Below are 15,064 nucleotides of genomic sequence, written 5' to 3' on the forward strand. Positions count from 1 at the left end.
AACAAACAGAATTCCATACTTAAAATAATTCAAAATAAATCATTGAAAATTTTTACATGATTTCTAATTTGCTTTCTTATTTTTGTTCTAATCTTATTTCTATGAAATTCAATATTTGATGAATGTGCATATGTAATAAAGTTTTTATTTTCAGAATAATATAATTTTGTTCCTCTTTTAAATTTCCTTTTAGGTAAAACCCAAATGGAACAAGTATATCTTTTAAGAAGATTGGAAGTATACATTTTATCCCCATTAGGATTTTTCCGCGTACAGTATTCTTTAAATCTTATTTTCGCACGATTAACACCTCTTTTCATCTTGAGAAAATATCGATTAAGTGACGATTCTCTAATATAGATATATTTTCCATTAAAGGAAAATCCCAAATAGTTAATCATTTTCCCTTTTCTAAAAGATTCTGGTATATTATACCAGCATGTTTTCTCTTTTTGAATCTCAAGCTTTAATTGAGAAAGTTCTAATTCTATCAAGGTATTGATTTCATCACGGGAAGAATTATAATTTGCAGGAAAAGCAATGAAAATGTCATCACTATATCTTCTATAAATCCCATTTATTTTTTTCAATGCACTCTGTAATTTTGCATCAAATTCTAGCAAATATATGTTTGAGAGTATTGCGCTAGCGGCGGAACCTTGAGGGATTCCATGTGAATATTTATTCACTTTGGTAATAATTCTATTTTTACATAACTCTCTAAATTCATCTATTTCGAAAGCAACTTTATATCCATGTAACTTACGATCATTTATAAATGTTTTGACTGTTGTATTATCAGTTATATTTTCATCTAGATCTATATAGGAGTACTGACAAAGCGATTTTAATATACTTGATATCTCCTTATTTGAACAATATTTTTTTGATTCTTTATTTAATAAATCAAAAACTTTATCCTTTAATAATGAATGGTCTATATTATCAAAAAAACTTCTTATATCAAAAGTTCCAACTATATAATTTTCTAGAGGTTTAATATAACTGAAAGCTTCTGCTGCTATCTTATAGTTACTTCCTCTATTTTTTCTATAAGCACAAACAGTTAGATGAAGACCTTTTTTTCTTATCTCTTCTTCATAAGGAATTTCTAGAATACATGCAAAATTAGAATAAATGCAAGAATCTTGGTGAGATGCATATTTTATAGGACGATTTTTTATTTTTTTTATTAAAAATTTTGAATCATTGATAAAAATAATTCCATCTGGACGCTCTTTTTTTAAAGAAAAATATTCTTCTGATTTTAGCTTTTTTATCTTCTCAACAAAGATATTATATCCAAAAAATGGCCTAAAGCGATGTTTTGATATATCAGAATTTATAATTTCTGTAGCTTTTTTTAATCCAACAGGAAAATCGCAGTGAATATAAGCTTTTATTTTATGTTGATAATTATTAGAAAGATTCATTATTCAGTCTCTATAGGAGAGGAGTAGCATACAAATTATACTCAGGTCTTCAGGGGAGCCTGTGACATAGATCAAACTCCTCTCCTATAAACAAAACATTCTATGTAAAAGCAAGCTTAAACATAGCCCTGTTATCGAATCTTGCATTAAGCTATAATGAAGTTATGGGTACGATTGATACAGTCATTAGAATGAGCCGCATGAACCGCTTCCATATTCCCATAATGTCTTTGACCGTGATGCTCGCTCCCATGTTCTGGGATGGTGCAACAATAATCATTGACATCAATAGCATTCGGCCATTCACTGCAATAATAGCCTTCATGGCGTGAGCTTAGTATATCTACTTTTGGAAAAATATTCAACTTTTTTCTCCAATTAATTTTTAATAGAGACCTATATAGTTGATTAACCATTCAGCATAAGACTTTTCCCTTTTACAGCAAATCCGCGGGAGGGAAAGGTAATCCAGCAGGAATTGAACACCTATTTCTCTGTTAAAAAATTAACATTATTCATTATAAACTCATTACTTTGGAAAATTGATATAGAATATGAAGAACTTCCACCTCCTTATCGATGAGTAAGAAGGAGACGACCATTTAACAGTCAAGATCTATTGCTTTTACAAAGAGATATATGTTAGTACATTAAAGCGATTCGGAGGATTTTCCTTCACACCATCGCCTAGCTGATATTAAATAGCGGGCATGAAACGGTTTTTCTTTTCTGCTCTGGCGCTTTGCGTTTGTTCCGCTGCTCCACTTTCAGCCCAGTCCAGGACGGGGGCTCCCGTTCAGTCCACGGACGATTACAACCAAAGCCAATTCTGGATAATGCCTGCATGGTGCATGAAGTGACCCTCATCACCATGAGAAATACGCCCTCAAGTTTTATTATCTGGAAACGCTGGGACAGGGTTCCTTCCCCGCCGTTCCTTGTGATTCCTAGCGCCTGCGGCGCTTGGGAGCCGCGTGCTTGGGCTTGCGGACGGAGCGCACGGGCTCGTCTTCCAGAAGGGCGGAGTAAGTGTAGTTGAAGCCTTCCAGCTTTTTGCGGGCAATGGGCTTGCCGATGAAGTTTTCCACGGCGGTGGCAAAGTCCACTTCATCCGCCGTCATGATCGTGAAGGCGTCCCCCGTGGCTTCGGCACGGCCCGTACGGCCGATGCGGTGTACATAGTCTTCCGCGTTTTCCGGAACGCGGTAGTTGATGACGTGGGTAACGCCGCTGATGTCAATGCCGCGCGCGGCCACGTCCGTAGCCACCAGAATTTCGTATTTGCCGGCCTTGAATCCCTTGAGCGCCTCCATGCGTTCTTTTCCTTCAGAATGGAAATGATGTCTATCAATTGCACATCTTAAAGTCACTTTTATTTTTAAAAGTCAATCCATCTGTTTTGTAAATTATTTCAATTTGAAATCAGATTTTTATTTTTTAATTTCCTTTAAAATTTTTATTATTCTAAAACATTCGTAAACTATAATAAGATAAGCAAGAATTAATGTTATATATGATATCAAAAGCCCATTAGAAAAGTTTTTCCATATTATATTTATACCATAATAAATTGTTGATAAAACTCCAAATATTCCTGAAATCAAAAATAAATAAATTGTAATTTTGACAATTGAAAGGGGGAGATTATTAAATGAAAAAATAAGAGTATTTTTTTTGATCCAAACAAGGCTTCTTAAGAATAAGATTACAAAAATACATCCACATACCAATTCAAAATATTCATATCCAGTTAAAGGAGATTCAGGATAATTCATAATATGGATGATTAATTTTATAAAAAAAGAAAATATTATTAATTAATTTCGGAATTATATAGAATAGCCTTGTGACACCGTTTTTCTTTTCCAATAATAGGATTCAAATGATAAATGCAAAAGTTTAATATGCTTGTTCAATGATCCGCCACGAAGAATCCAGATAAATCATGCAACACAAGACTAGATTAGATAATTCCGTTTAGTATTAAATAAATAGTCGAATATATGAGTCCTGAACAAGACATTCCTAAAAGAAAGAACTGTACTTGTTTCAATCGTCTAAGAGACATGTTTGCTCGAATAGCAATTACAAGGTAAATTTCATCTGGATTCCAATGTCTATTTATTTTGCAAAGAATGTATACAAGGATAGACGTAGAGACCATCAATAATAAAGTGTATAAAGAACTTAAGAATATAGCAACCACAGGACACTTGCCAGATTGGTATAAAGCTAATAGAATGAGTACACATAAAACAATAAGAAATAATGAGCCTATGATTTCAGCGCTAATTTTATATTTTTTAACTATATTCTGAATTTCTTTCTTTCTATAAAATTTATTTTCTTTTTTTGTTTTTGAATTTAGCAGACATATAAAAAATGATGAAACAATAGCCCATAATATATCAGACATACCTCTTAAATTTTCAATTTAATGCAGGCCATGGCCTAGATGGTGAGGGAGGAGGAAGTGTTGGAATAGATAAACGCTCTGCAGCACCTACGGAAACCCAATCGATGTCATCTGCAGGTTTTCCCTCTATAATATTAGTAGTAACTTGAAATCCAATATCGACAACAGCAGAAATTGCTACAGACACTAAACGATCAACAAATAAACCATTTCTATCAATACTGCCTACAGAATTATTTCCGACGAACCCATAAAGATTCCATCCCCCTTCTTCAGCGATGGGATCCCTGTTGATCCACCTGCCGTCTGCGGGATTGTAATAGCGGTAATTGTAATAGATCAGGGAGAGTTCCGCGTCGTTCATCTCGCTGGACCACTGCACGGGCTGGACAAGGTCTCCCGTGGAAGCAACCTGTCCATAGGGAGAGTAGTCGTAAGCCGCCGCAACAGTTCCCTGCCCATCGAACACCTCCGTCACATTCTTGTTGAAGTCCCATCCATAGCAGTAAAGAGAGGCATCCTGCACCAGAGCGAGCGGGCGGGTGGCAATCGGTTCCAGGGGATCCCACAACAGTGTCCGAAGCACGTTTCGGCTATTGAGCATGTCCAGCGCGGCTATTTGCAAATAGCCGCGGTACAGGTAGCGTGCATGGCTGGCGACCGTTCCGTTGACGGTTACTTTTTTCATGCAGCGGCGGCCCTTGGTAGTCGTAGCCGCTTTTTTCATTTTGACTTCAAAACATCATTAATTATATAATAGATATGTTGATATGTAGTTGCATTAAATGCACCTTTACTTAATCTCATATCGGATGCTTCTTCCTGTGTGATCCATTGTTTTACAGCAAGAATTTGATCAATATTATAGGATAAAAAAACCTCATAGATCCTATTTAACAAATATCCTTTGTCATTCTGAGTCAGTACATGTTCGAACTCTGCATCATTGTCAAATTTATCTGCCATACAATACAAGACAAAATCTATGGCTGTTCCAACATTAATTTTATGATCTAAAAACCATCCATAACAACATTTTATTAAAGAAGGTAGGAAATAAGAAAACCCTTTGGCTGTTGCAAAAAATAAATAATCTCCGTAATCATACCAAAATTTGCAATCAACCTCTATCCAGCTTAATCCCAATAAAGGCCGGGCATAATTATAGACTTCATCATCAGAATTAATAAGCAGATCATGCAAACTATTGCTGGGAAAGGGAGGAGAATAAACAGGAAACAAATCGTATAATTCTCTAATTTTCTCTTTATAAAAATTCTCTTCCATAATTTAATTATAATTAAACTAGTTGATTTATTTTAGTAATACATTCATCATACTTACTTTTACAATTTTGGGCACCTTCAAACCAGCCTTCTCTTTGCTTTTGATGTCCGGCGTCACCTCCTTGATAGCACTCATCATCATAGGCCTTACGTGCCTCCGCGAACCTTTTCATTTTTTCATATCGATCATTAAAAATGTTACACTCATCTTGAGTAGGACATTCAGGAATTATCATTTTTTTACAGGAACTTCCCCTAGCCTCTTTTTTTGCTTCGGATTTTTCGCGATATAATTCTGCACACCTTTTATTCTTTTTACTTCTTTCAGCAGCAATTGCTGTTCCTGCTGCTCTGGCTGCTGCCTTTGCTGCAGCTTCTGCCGCTTGCCGGGCAGCCAATGCGGCTCCCGCCTCTGTTTGCAGCGACGACCAAGCTGTCCCTAATATATCCGTTTCAAGAATACTATTACTCCCGACGAACCCATACAAATTCCAACCTCCTTCTTCCGCGATGGGATCACGATTGATCCACCTGCCGTCTGCAGGATTGTAATAACGGTAGTTGTAGTAGACCAGGGCCAATTCATGGTCGTTCATCTCGCTGCTCCACTGCACCGGCTGGACAAGGTTGCCCGTACCAGTTACAGTCCCATAGGGAGAGTAGTCATAAGTTGCCGCAACAGCTCCCTCTCCAGCGAACACCTCCGTGACGTCCTTGTTAAAGTCCATTCCATAGCAGTAAAGGGCATTTTCCTGCACCAGGGCCAGGGGACGCGTTGCCACCGGTTCCAGTGGATCCCACAACAGTGTCCGGTGCACATTCTTGCTATTGAGCATATCCAATGCCGCTATTTGCAAATAGCCACGGTACAGGTAGCGCTCATGGCTGGCGACCGTCCCGTTAACCGTCACTTTCTTCATGTAGCGGCGTCCCTGGTAGTCGTAGCCGCATTCCACTACTATGTTTCCGTCCCGGCTGGTGAAGCTCACCGCCCGGTTGGCCGCATTGTACACGACCGTCCAAATACCCGTTGAGGTTTTGATGAGAGTCTGGTTGCCCGAGGCGTCGTACGTCGGCACAAAAGGCGTTTCCCCGCTTTCTTCAATGCGGGTGTACTGGTTGAGGTTGTTGGCCGTGTAGGTGAGTTCCTCGGCTATTTCCTGCGCCGTCTTGCGGTTTCCGATGTTGTCGTAGCTGTAACCGTAGGGGGCGGTGCCCAAGGTAGCCCCAGTGAGTTCGTTTCTGCCGTTGTAGCTGAAGCTGTCAGTACGAGTTGCTTCGGTTCCCCGCTGCTGGGTGCGGGCAGTCGGGCGTCCCAATGCGTCGTAGCTCTGGCTGCGGGAGACCAGCACGGTTTCCCCCAGACGGCAGCTTATGGCCACTGCCAGGTCACGCCGCTGTTCGTAAGAAAGTTCCCTGACGATGCCGTTGGGCATCGCGAGGCTGGAGAGCAGGCTGCTTCCCGCCAGATAACCGTAGGCAAATGTCTGTTCTTCTCCCCCGTGCATGATTCCGGCGCTGGCCAGCCGTCCGTCGTCTGCGTAGCCCTGGCTGACTTCCTGGAGGACGTTCGTTCCCTGCTTTAAGGTATAGCCGGAGGATCGACCGTAAGTGTCGTAGTTTTCCTGGAGCTGGTAGGAGACTCCCTCTATCGTGATGCTATCGGTGTCCGGTTCGTTGTAGGGGGTGTAAGTAATGGTGCGCGTACCGGAAGCGTCCGTGACCCGGGTCAGCCGGTTGAGGTAGTTGTAGGCGTACTGGATGCCGGGCGTGGAGTCGCTGTAGGAGACGGAGTTGTTGACTCCTTTTTTCAGGTTGTAGCCCCAAGTGGTAACCACACCCCGCGCGTCCGTGAGCGTGGATCTGAGGTTCAGGGCATTGTAGGCGGTGTCTTCATGGGTGCCGTCCGCATAGGTTTTGCGGATGAGCAGGCCCGTGGCGTTATCGTAGCTCCAGGTGGTGAGGTCCCCGTCCGTGCGTCCCGTAGGATCGGTGGTGATGTCACCCGCGTCTTCCCGGAAGGTGGTGAGGCTGGTCATTCTGTCCGCTTCGTCATAGTCGAAGAGAGCCGGCTGAATGGCAGTTCCCCATTCTGCGGTCTTGCGGCCCCGGAGATCGTAGCTGTAGCACATCGTGTTCCCAAGCGCGTTGGTGACCACGGAAGGCTGGTCGAAATAAGGACCGTAGGCGGTAGAAGTCGTGTTGCCCGCCGCGTCCGTGACCGAGACAGTACGCCCGGCGATGTCGGTCTTCGTCGTGGTCGTGTTGCCCCGGCCGTCGGTGCTGGCGTAGATGATGCCGGTTTCCGCATAGGAGCGGGTCTGCGTGGAAGTAATACCCGCGTGGTCCGTTTGCGACGTGGTGAACCCGTCGATGACTGTAGCGGTGGACGTAACATTGGAAGTGGGGATGCTGCTTTTTTGTGTCCGCAGGGCGCCTATTCCGTATTCGCTCCATTGCGTGGATATATTTCCTCTGGGATCGATGGAAATGACTTTGCTTTCCAGCGTGAGCGAGAGGGAGGAAACCAGCGTCTTCTGCGTTTCGCCATAGATAGTCCCCTGGCCGTTGTTCCTGGTCGCCGTGACGACGCGATAGACACCATCTTCTACCTGTTCCACGCCGTAGCTCCACGTAGTGATGCGCGAGTTGGATACGGTGGCCGGATCGGCCAGCTTCCAGGTTTCTTTCGTCCTGTTGCCGAAGGCGTCGTATTCCCACAGGGTCGGGGCCATCGTCGTGGCCGCGTTGCCCGCATCCGTCTGTGTTTTGGTGAGCTGTCCCTTGGCGTTGTAGGTGTTTCTCGTGTAAATGACTCCGCCGACGGTGTTGGGGACGCCCGTGCGCAGGGTTTCCCCGATTCCATTGACAATGCTGCGCTGCAGTTCGGTTTCCGTTTCACCGGACACGGCTTTCGTGAAGGTCCGCACACCGTCATTGGCCAAGTCAATGGAGTAAGCCAGATGCCGCTGTCCCGTACCGGATTCTTCCAGGACCGTTCCGTCCGGTGCATGGCGCGTGATGAATGTGGCTCCCGAGGGAACGGTTTGCGTCGTCGTCAAACCGTCCTGGCTGTAGGCGTAGGTAGTGATCCGGCCCAGGACGTCGGTGGTGGTTGTTGTGCGGCCGAGAAGGTTATACAATGAGCTTTCTTGGGTCGTCATGGCCCCCGTATCCCGGCGCGTGGAGAGGATGCGTCCCGCCGCATCCCGGGTGTAGGTGGTGATGGTTTCCGGAGTGATGACGGTTTCCCCGTCCATCACCGCCGAGCGAGTGGTTTCCACCAGTTGGCGCGCCGTGTCGTATGTGTAGTCGGTCCTTACGCCGTTTTCATCAATGTTCCACAGCAGGCGTCCGTCGCACATCAATTCGCGCTGCGTCACCCGGCCGTTGCCCCCCGTTCGCTTCACCCATCGGTTCTGCGTGTCGAATTCGTAAGAGGAGCTGTCTGTGATGACCCATTCCCCGCTGCTGAGCAGAACGTGGCTTTCCTCCCTGACGCGCTGCCCTTCCGCCGTGATCCACGTTGTGGTGCGCGTGCTCTGTCCCGGTACGGCTTCCCCGTTGATGCGCGTTTCCACCGTTTCCGTGTAGAGGGCGCCGTGTTCCGTCGTAGCCGCGTAGTCGTGCCAGGTTTGCACGCCGTTGACTTCCCGGGTCATCCGGGTGCGTCCGCGGGCGTAGACGTCGGGAGCCCCGGCCAGCCATTGTTCCGTAGCCGTCAGGCGCGTGCCCGTGACGCCCAGCCCCGTGACCCGCTTTTCCGTCCTTTTGACGTGGTTGGCCGTCGTGTACTTGTAAGTGGTGGTGGTCAGTATTTTGATGTGCCCTTCCAGCGGAAGCAGGTCCACCGTTTCTGTGGCGGGATCGTTGTTGAAGTCGTCCTCTCCCGAAAACGCATAGGTGTAACGCGTGATGCGCCTCCCGCTTTCCGCCCACGGTTCGTCGCGGGTAAGCAGCCGGCCGTAGAAGTCATAGGTGTAGTGGATCTGGCTGCCGTCCGGAGCCGTCTCTGTTTTGAGCCTCCCGCACTGGTCGTAGGCGTATTGCGTAGTTTGCGCCTCCGGACTTTGGTAGCCTTCCACTTGAGTGAGCAACAGGTCTCCTACGTCCGTGGTCTGGTAGATGGCGCAGGTGCGCGCCGCTATGATGCCCCCTTTGGAAACTTCCGTCACCAGTTGCCAGACCGAGTCTTCCGCTTCCACCTCCGTGCGCGTGCGGATGGTTGTAGTCGCGTCTTCCCCCGTTCCCTTCCGCATGTTTCAGGCCAGGCCGTTTTTCCACCACGTGACGGCATAGGGCTGCCTGGCTGGCGTTTGTTCCGTGATGGTGAATTGGCCGTCCGTGGAAAGGGAGAGGGCAAACGTTTTGAAGGGAGCGCCCGTGACCGTATAAAATCCCTGTTCGTCCGTTCCGGTGATTTGCCCCGGCGTGTAGAGCGCGATGGTGTAGCCCGTAGCCGTGACATCTTCCACGTTGAGCAGGCCGTCCCACAGATTCCAGATTTGCCTGATGGAGCCGTCCTGGGCATGCCTGACGTCCAGATAAGTGGCGGCATTGGAGATGACCTGCCTGTCCGCCGTGGTGTAGGAGAGAAGCGTTCCTGTTTCCGCCGAGAAGAGATACTGGCTGCCGTCTTCCACCACCCAGCGCAAGCAGGATTGTCCTTCCACCGTGGCCAGCGCCGCACGCCCGCCGCCCGACGTGTCCACCCCGATGGGCAGCACGGACCCGTTGGTGTAGCAGCGCATCGCAATCACCCGGTCTCCCTGGATCAGATTAAACCGCACTCCGGGCACAATGCCTCCTTCCGGAACGTCCAGACGGCTGTTCAAGGGATGGTTGTAAGCCAGAGACGACGGGTTTTCCAGGCCGGAGACATGTTCCTCACTCCTCAATTCCACCCTTCCGGCGGGAATACCCCCAGCCCCCTGAATGCCCCGAAGTTGCACGACCAGTACATCAGCGTGGCCGTGCTTTCCGCCGTCACGCTGCACCCTGCCGAGGAATAATCTCCCAATGTACTGCTTCTCACACCCGCCGCGGATCCCGACCGGGCCAGCGACGGGGAAGGCGGCGTTCCGCCGCTATGGTCGCACGTGTCTCCCTCGCACGGGCATGGATCGGGTTTCTTTTGGCCGCCCGGTTCCGTCGGCACCACGTCGATGCTGTAGTTGCAGATGGAGACGTTGGCGCTTTCAGGCTTGTAGTCGATGTTGGTCTGGTTGACTTCCCAGCTGTAAGTGCCGGAAGGCAGCTGCGCCCCGCCGGTGCCCGTGTGGTATTTGTGGCCGCCCTGCTCGCCTTCCGTCTGCGAGTTTTTCTTCAGGTCCACCTGCGCCACCACCTTGCCGCCGGAGTCCTTCACCTCCAGGCTCCCCCAGTCGTCCACCCCCAGGAAGAGCGAGCAGGTGCCGTAAAGTTTTTTGCCATCGGCTCCTTCCGGAATGGTGAAAGTGCCGTAGGTGTCGTACCCGTCCGCCGAGGTGCTGGGAGGACCTACTTTATGGTTGTCTTTTTCGTGGATTGGTTCAAACGGCAGCGGATCGGGCTCCGGGGCACCGGATGACCGCACACCGCGAATAGAGCCGGACTGTTTTGCACCGGAACCAAAGTACCACTTGCGGTAAACAGGAACGGAAGAATGATGGCCGGAGGAAAAACGATGGGGTGTGTTCATAAGGTATTAAGGTGTTGGGATTAATAATGAAATGAGAGGAGGGCAGTTCTCTATGATCATTTCCCCAGTAGTATTATTCAGATCCAGTGTCAATAAAGTTTATTTGAAAATTTCTGTTTGCTTATGAAATCATGGTGAATATTTTCCATCAAAAAATAAGTATATCATTTTTATGATCAGCTTCTCCATGCCATGGACATAAATATTTTCTATTTGTTAGAAAAAGATACGCAGGGAATGATTTCTTGTTTATGTCAGTTAAATTTTTATGAAATTCAGATGAGAAAGGTTTCCCGTTTCCGTAGACCCCGTACCATTCCGCCATGCCCGTATTCCGGCGCGCATTCTGAGAGATTTGTCCACTTCTATCGACAGAAAGAATTTCCTGTGCTCCTACACCAGCACGAAACATGGTTGAAAAGCTATCCTTTGGAGGGATACCACGTGAGTGGTCCTTCCCTGTATTCCGCGCCACTTGTACCAAGTATGTCGTCCTGTCGGCGTCACGGGAGCGGTCTCCCTGGTGATGCCCCGCCATCGGGAAATGGTTGCCTTGCTGGAGCACCGTACAGAATTCCTGTGGTGGTGGGACGGATCGCCGACCCCTATGACGTCGTGATGGATTGTATGGGAGCCCTCAGTCATGTTCCCGGCCGCTGCAAATGTGTGGAACTGAACTAGTCAGCATGCAACATTATGAGATATGCACATAGCCCATGTGAATGATGGATGCCGACAAAATCAAGCAGATTGAAACCTGCCTGGGAACCGGAGAAAGCTTTTTCCAGGTGCTTACCGGAGCGGACAAGCATCAGGAATGTGACCAAGCATCAATGCTTGAAAAATGATTAAAACCCTCGAATTTGCCAGATTGTTGAAACTGGACGAAAGGGTTACGAACGGAGTTTGCAGCAATAAATCACTGAAAGGGGCGATGGTCTCATGTGAGACATCAAAATATACTCCCTTAAGCGGCTTCAGAGCATTGATGTGGTATATCTTCAATTGACGCGCTCCACCTCCAGGCAGGCGGGCAACAGCCGCGAATGGGCGTTCCGGCAAATTTTCCTTCCCTCGGCTACTTGGCTGATATTAAATAACGGCATATGAAACGGTTTTTCTTTTCTGCTCTGGCGCTTTGCGTTTGTTCCGCTGCTCCACTTTCAGCCCAGTCCAGGACGGGAGCTCCTACTCAATCCACGGACGATTACAACCAGAGCCAGTTCTGGATCGGCAATTTTCCGGAGGGGCAGTATGTGGTGCATCTCAGCCGCATTGTGGCCGTGGCCCAGCACAGGTACATTCTGGACAATGCCTGCATGGTGCATGAGGTGACCCTCATCACCATGGGAAATACGCCCACCAAGTTTTATTATCTGGAAACGCTGGGACAGGGGTCGGGAATCAACGCCATCAAGAATGTGACCGAACGGGCGAAGGAACTCGGTTCCGGCGCCGTCAACCGGGCGACCGGAGGAGGCATCGACCCGGATACGACCGTCGTCAAGGCGTACCCGAATACGAATACCGTCGAGTTCCGCGTGGCTACGCTGGAACAGCTCAACAAAATGTACGCCTCCCTCCTGAAAGCGTGGCAGGACGGAAAGGGGAGGACTTTCAAGCCGTAAAGGTGGAAAGAAAGACTGAATACTAAAGATTAAAGACTAAAGTTGTTGAGGTCCAGGGACGGAATGTCCGGGCACTCGCTTTTTGGTCTTTGATCTTTTGTCTTCCGTATTTGAGACCTCGACCTCAAATATATTTCCGCTCTATCATGTGGGCCTTCAAGGGGTCCGCGGCAAAGAGGTGGGTGAGGCCGATGGCCAGGGCATCCGCGGCATCGGATTCCGGCGTTTCCCGGAGTTCCAGCAGGGCGCGTACCATGAAGGCGACTTGCGCCTTTTGCGCCCCGCCCCGCCCCACGACGGAGAGTTTGACGCTTTTGGGGGAGTATTCCATGATGCGTAGTCCGGCTTCCGCCGCGGCAATGACCACGGCCGCCTTGGCCGCTCCCATCGTGATGGCGGTCTGGTGGGACTGGACGTAGATGATGCGTTCCACCGCCATTTCATCCGGCTCCCATTTGTCAATGAGGTTGCCCAGATGCTGCTTGATGGCCAGCAGGCAGCCGGACTGGGACACGGTCCGGGGAATGGACAGCGTGCCGTAGTCCAGGGCATGCGCCCGTCGGTGGTCGCCTTCCACCACGGCGTATCCCGTATTGCGGATGGCTGGGTCTATGGCAAGAATACGCATGGGACAGGGTTCCTTCCCCGCCGTTCCTTGTGATTCCTAGCGCCTGCGGCGCTTGGGAGCCGCGTGCTTGGGCTTGCGGACGGAGCGCACGGGCTCGTCTTCCAGAAGGGCGGAGTAAGTGTAGTTGAAGCCTTCCAGCTTTTTGCGGGCAATGGGCTTGCCGATGAAGTTTTCCACGGCGGCGGCAAAGTCCACTTCATCCGCCGTCATGATCGTGAAGGCGTCCCCCGTGGCTTCGGCACGGCCCGTACGGCCGATGCGGTGTACGTAGTCTTCCGCGTTTTCCGGAACGCGGTAGTTGATGACGTGGGTAACGCCGCTGATGTCAATCCCGCGCGCGGCCACGTCCGTAGCCACCAGAATTTCGTATTTGCCGGCCTTGAATCCCTTGAGCGCCTCCATGCGTTCCTTTTGAGGAATATCGGAGTGCATGACTGCCACTTCGCCGCGGTAGCCGTGCTGCTTGAGCATGCCGCACACGGCGTCCGCCTCCTTGCGGGTGCGGGTGAAGATCATGACGGAGTGGAAGTCCGTTCCCTTGAGCAGGGCCAGCAGCAGTTCGTCGCGCTGGTCCAGGGCCACCGGATAGATGGCGTGGTTGATGGTGGCGGCCACTTCCCGGCGGGCGATGGTCACTTCCGCGGGGTCCGTCAGGCACCATTTGGCAAATCCGGCAATGACCGGAGGCATGGTGGCGGAGAAGAAGAGCGTCTGCCTGCCCTCCCACGGGCACAGGTTGACGATTTTACGGACGATGGGCAGGAAGCCCATGTCCAGCATGCGGTCCACTTCATCCAGCACCAGCGCCTTGATCTCTCCGAAGCGCATCGTGCCGCGGTAGAAGTGGTCCACCAGGCGGCCGGGCGTGGCGACGACGATGTCCGCGCCCTTGTTCAGCTCTTCCGTCTGCTTGCCGTAGCCCAGGCCGCCGTACAACAGGGCCACTTTCAGCCCGGTGAATTCGCCGTATTCGGCAAAGGCTTCCGCCACCTGGTCCGCCAGCTCGCGGGTGGGTTCCAGCACCAGTATCTGGGGCTTGCCCATCGGCTGTATTTTGGTCAGCAGCGGCAGGGCGAAGGCCGCGGTCTTGCCCGTTCCCGTCTGGGACGCTCCGATCAGGTCCCTGCCCTCCAGGATGATGGGGATGGCCTGCTCCTGAATGGGGGTGGGATGTTCATAACCGCATTTTTCCACCGCCTTCAAGACGGGTTCCGATAGGCCTAATTCTGAAAATAACATTGATTTTGTATGTTTGATAAACGCAAGACCCCCAACGCGGCGCCGGACGGCGAGGCAGGCGGGGTCAGGAAATAAACGGATTGGTCAGCAATTCGTTTTTCACGGTGGTGTACGGTCCGTGGCCCGGGAAGATCATGGTGGTGGCCGGCTGGTTGAGCACTTTTGTTTCTATGCCCTTCTTCAGCAGGCGCAGATTGCCGCCGGGAAGGTCCGTCCTGCCGATGGAACCGGCAAAGATGACGTCCCCGGTGAACATGATCCCCTCGTCCGGAAGATCGTACACGATGCTGTCCGCAGAATGGCCGGGCACCTGGTGCAGGTGCCAGAGCAAACCGCCCCAGTTGGCCGTATGGATGTCGGACGTGAGCACTTCATCCACCACGAAGGGCTGGACGTTGAGGGGGAGCCCCCACGCGTCGCGGGCCATTTTTTCAAGTGTCAGGTTCTCATTGTACGGCTGGCCGGCATGAATGCGGCAGTCGAAAATCTGGCGCATCCGGCAGGCATCCTCCACATGGTCAAAGTGCTGATGGGTAATCAGCAAGTCCGTGATGATGATATCGGGTTTTTTGGAGTAAATCCAATCCGCGAATCCGGAGGGAGCGTCCACCGCCACGTAAGTGTTATCCTTTGTCTTGAAAAGATAACCATTACAGGAAGCTACTCCGCCCGTATAAACACGAATCCGATCCATGGGGAGGGATTGTAATGGAATCGGCGTGAATATCCAGTACAAAGACAGGACATGCAACCC

Annotated in this window: 13 protein-coding genes; 2 read left to right on the forward strand and 11 right to left on the reverse strand. The window is 49.5% G+C overall.

Features of this window, described 5'->3' with window-relative positions; translation table 11 throughout:
* Positions 1-29: 29 nt before the first annotated feature.
* The 8 genes from OQH67_RS12005 to OQH67_RS12040 all read right to left on the reverse strand — a co-directional run bounded on the left by OQH67_RS12005 (position 30) and on the right by OQH67_RS12040 (position 10,815).
* A complete protein-coding gene (locus tag OQH67_RS12005; RefSeq protein ID WP_215433623.1) occupies positions 30-1,433 on the reverse strand; it encodes a reverse transcriptase domain-containing protein in 1,404 nt (467 codons plus the stop codon).
* A gap of 947 nt (positions 1,434-2,380) precedes the next feature.
* On the reverse strand, positions 2,381-2,803 hold the full coding sequence (locus OQH67_RS12010; RefSeq protein ID WP_272501864.1) for a helicase-related protein: 423 nt from the start codon (positions 2,801-2,803) through the stop codon (positions 2,381-2,383).
* Between the two features lie 60 nt (positions 2,804-2,863).
* Positions 2,864-3,208 carry a hypothetical protein gene (locus OQH67_RS12015; RefSeq protein WP_215437869.1) on the reverse strand — a complete coding sequence of 115 codons (345 nt, stop codon included), beginning with the start codon at positions 3,206-3,208 and terminating at the stop codon, positions 2,864-2,866.
* Between the two features lie 654 nt (positions 3,209-3,862).
* Positions 3,863-4,537: an RHS repeat-associated core domain-containing protein gene (locus tag OQH67_RS12020; protein ID WP_215711747.1), complete on the reverse strand. Its 675-nt coding sequence runs from the start codon at positions 4,535-4,537 to the stop codon at positions 3,863-3,865.
* Between the two features lie 35 nt (positions 4,538-4,572).
* The gene (locus OQH67_RS12025) at positions 4,573-5,136 is read right to left on the reverse strand and encodes a hypothetical protein (RefSeq protein ID WP_215437872.1); all 564 of its coding nucleotides are present in this window, start codon (positions 5,134-5,136) and stop codon (positions 4,573-4,575) included.
* Positions 5,137-5,149: 13 nt separating this feature from the next.
* Complete coding sequence (locus tag OQH67_RS12030) at positions 5,150-9,394, reverse strand: RHS repeat-associated core domain-containing protein (RefSeq protein ID WP_257226996.1); 4,245 nt, start codon at positions 9,392-9,394, stop codon at positions 5,150-5,152.
* Positions 9,395-9,397: 3 nt separating this feature from the next.
* A complete protein-coding gene (locus tag OQH67_RS12035) occupies positions 9,398-10,039 on the reverse strand; it encodes a hypothetical protein (protein WP_251828295.1) in 642 nt (213 codons plus the stop codon).
* Positions 10,030-10,815 carry a T9SS type B sorting domain-containing protein gene (locus OQH67_RS12040; protein WP_251828294.1) on the reverse strand — a complete coding sequence of 262 codons (786 nt, stop codon included), beginning with the start codon at positions 10,813-10,815 and terminating at the stop codon, positions 10,030-10,032. Before OQH67_RS12040 ends, OQH67_RS12035 begins: the two co-directional genes overlap by 10 nt.
* Positions 10,816-11,537: 722 nt before the next feature.
* On the opposite strand from OQH67_RS12040, the gene OQH67_RS12045 reads away from it, so the two are divergent.
* Both OQH67_RS12045 and OQH67_RS12050 read left to right on the forward strand, forming a co-directional pair.
* The gene (locus tag OQH67_RS12045) at positions 11,538-11,663 is read left to right on the forward strand and encodes a hypothetical protein (RefSeq protein WP_257226997.1); all 126 of its coding nucleotides are present in this window, start codon (positions 11,538-11,540) and stop codon (positions 11,661-11,663) included.
* Positions 11,664-11,921: 258 nt separating this feature from the next.
* Positions 11,922-12,443 (forward strand): Rossmann-fold NAD(P)-binding domain-containing protein, encoded by a 522-nt coding sequence (locus OQH67_RS12050; protein WP_215458924.1) that lies wholly within the window; start codon positions 11,922-11,924, stop codon positions 12,441-12,443.
* 124 nt (positions 12,444-12,567) lie between these two features.
* Here the strand turns inward: OQH67_RS12050 and ruvC are convergent, their stop codons facing one another.
* From ruvC to OQH67_RS12065, 3 genes are all read right to left on the reverse strand, one after another.
* Positions 12,568-13,071 (reverse strand): crossover junction endodeoxyribonuclease RuvC, encoded by a 504-nt coding sequence (gene ruvC, locus OQH67_RS12055; protein WP_067571880.1) that lies wholly within the window; start codon positions 13,069-13,071, stop codon positions 12,568-12,570.
* Between the two features lie 36 nt (positions 13,072-13,107).
* The gene (locus OQH67_RS12060; RefSeq protein WP_215458925.1) at positions 13,108-14,310 is read right to left on the reverse strand and encodes a DEAD/DEAH box helicase; all 1,203 of its coding nucleotides are present in this window, start codon (positions 14,308-14,310) and stop codon (positions 13,108-13,110) included.
* Positions 14,311-14,374: 64 nt separating this feature from the next.
* Positions 14,375-15,004 carry an MBL fold metallo-hydrolase gene (locus tag OQH67_RS12065; protein WP_215436482.1) on the reverse strand — a complete coding sequence of 210 codons (630 nt, stop codon included), beginning with the start codon at positions 15,002-15,004 and terminating at the stop codon, positions 14,375-14,377.
* Positions 15,005-15,064: the final 60 nt, after the last annotated feature.

The organism is Akkermansia biwaensis (genome assembly GCF_026072915.1).
Taxonomy (GTDB): domain Bacteria; phylum Verrucomicrobiota; class Verrucomicrobiia; order Verrucomicrobiales; family Akkermansiaceae; genus Akkermansia; species Akkermansia biwaensis.

Coding starts and splice junctions, on each gene's coding strand:
- OQH67_RS12020 (WP_215711747.1), bottom strand. CDS start 4,537: ATGAAAAAAGTAACCGTCAACGGAACGGTCGCCAGCCATGCACGCTAC.
- OQH67_RS12065 (WP_215436482.1), bottom strand. CDS start 15,004: ATGGATCGGATTCGTGTTTATACGGGCGGAGTAGCTTCCTGTAATGGT.
- OQH67_RS12015 (WP_215437869.1), bottom strand. CDS start 3,208: ATGAATTATCCTGAATCTCCTTTAACTGGATATGAATATTTTGAATTG.
- OQH67_RS12060 (WP_215458925.1), bottom strand. CDS start 14,310: ATGTTATTTTCAGAATTAGGCCTATCGGAACCCGTCTTGAAGGCGGTG.
- OQH67_RS12045 (WP_257226997.1), top strand. CDS start 11,538: ATGATGGATGCCGACAAAATCAAGCAGATTGAAACCTGCCTGGGAACC.
- OQH67_RS12030 (WP_257226996.1), bottom strand. CDS start 9,394: ATGCGGAAGGGAACGGGGGAAGACGCGACTACAACCATCCGCACGCGC.
- ruvC (WP_067571880.1), bottom strand. CDS start 13,071: ATGCGTATTCTTGCCATAGACCCAGCCATCCGCAATACGGGATACGCC.
- OQH67_RS12025 (WP_215437872.1), bottom strand. CDS start 5,136: ATGGAAGAGAATTTTTATAAAGAGAAAATTAGAGAATTATACGATTTG.
- OQH67_RS12040 (WP_251828294.1), bottom strand. CDS start 10,815: ATGAACACACCCCATCGTTTTTCCTCCGGCCATCATTCTTCCGTTCCT.
- OQH67_RS12005 (WP_215433623.1), bottom strand. CDS start 1,433: ATGAATCTTTCTAATAATTATCAACATAAAATAAAAGCTTATATTCAC.
- OQH67_RS12050 (WP_215458924.1), top strand. CDS start 11,922: ATGAAACGGTTTTTCTTTTCTGCTCTGGCGCTTTGCGTTTGTTCCGCT.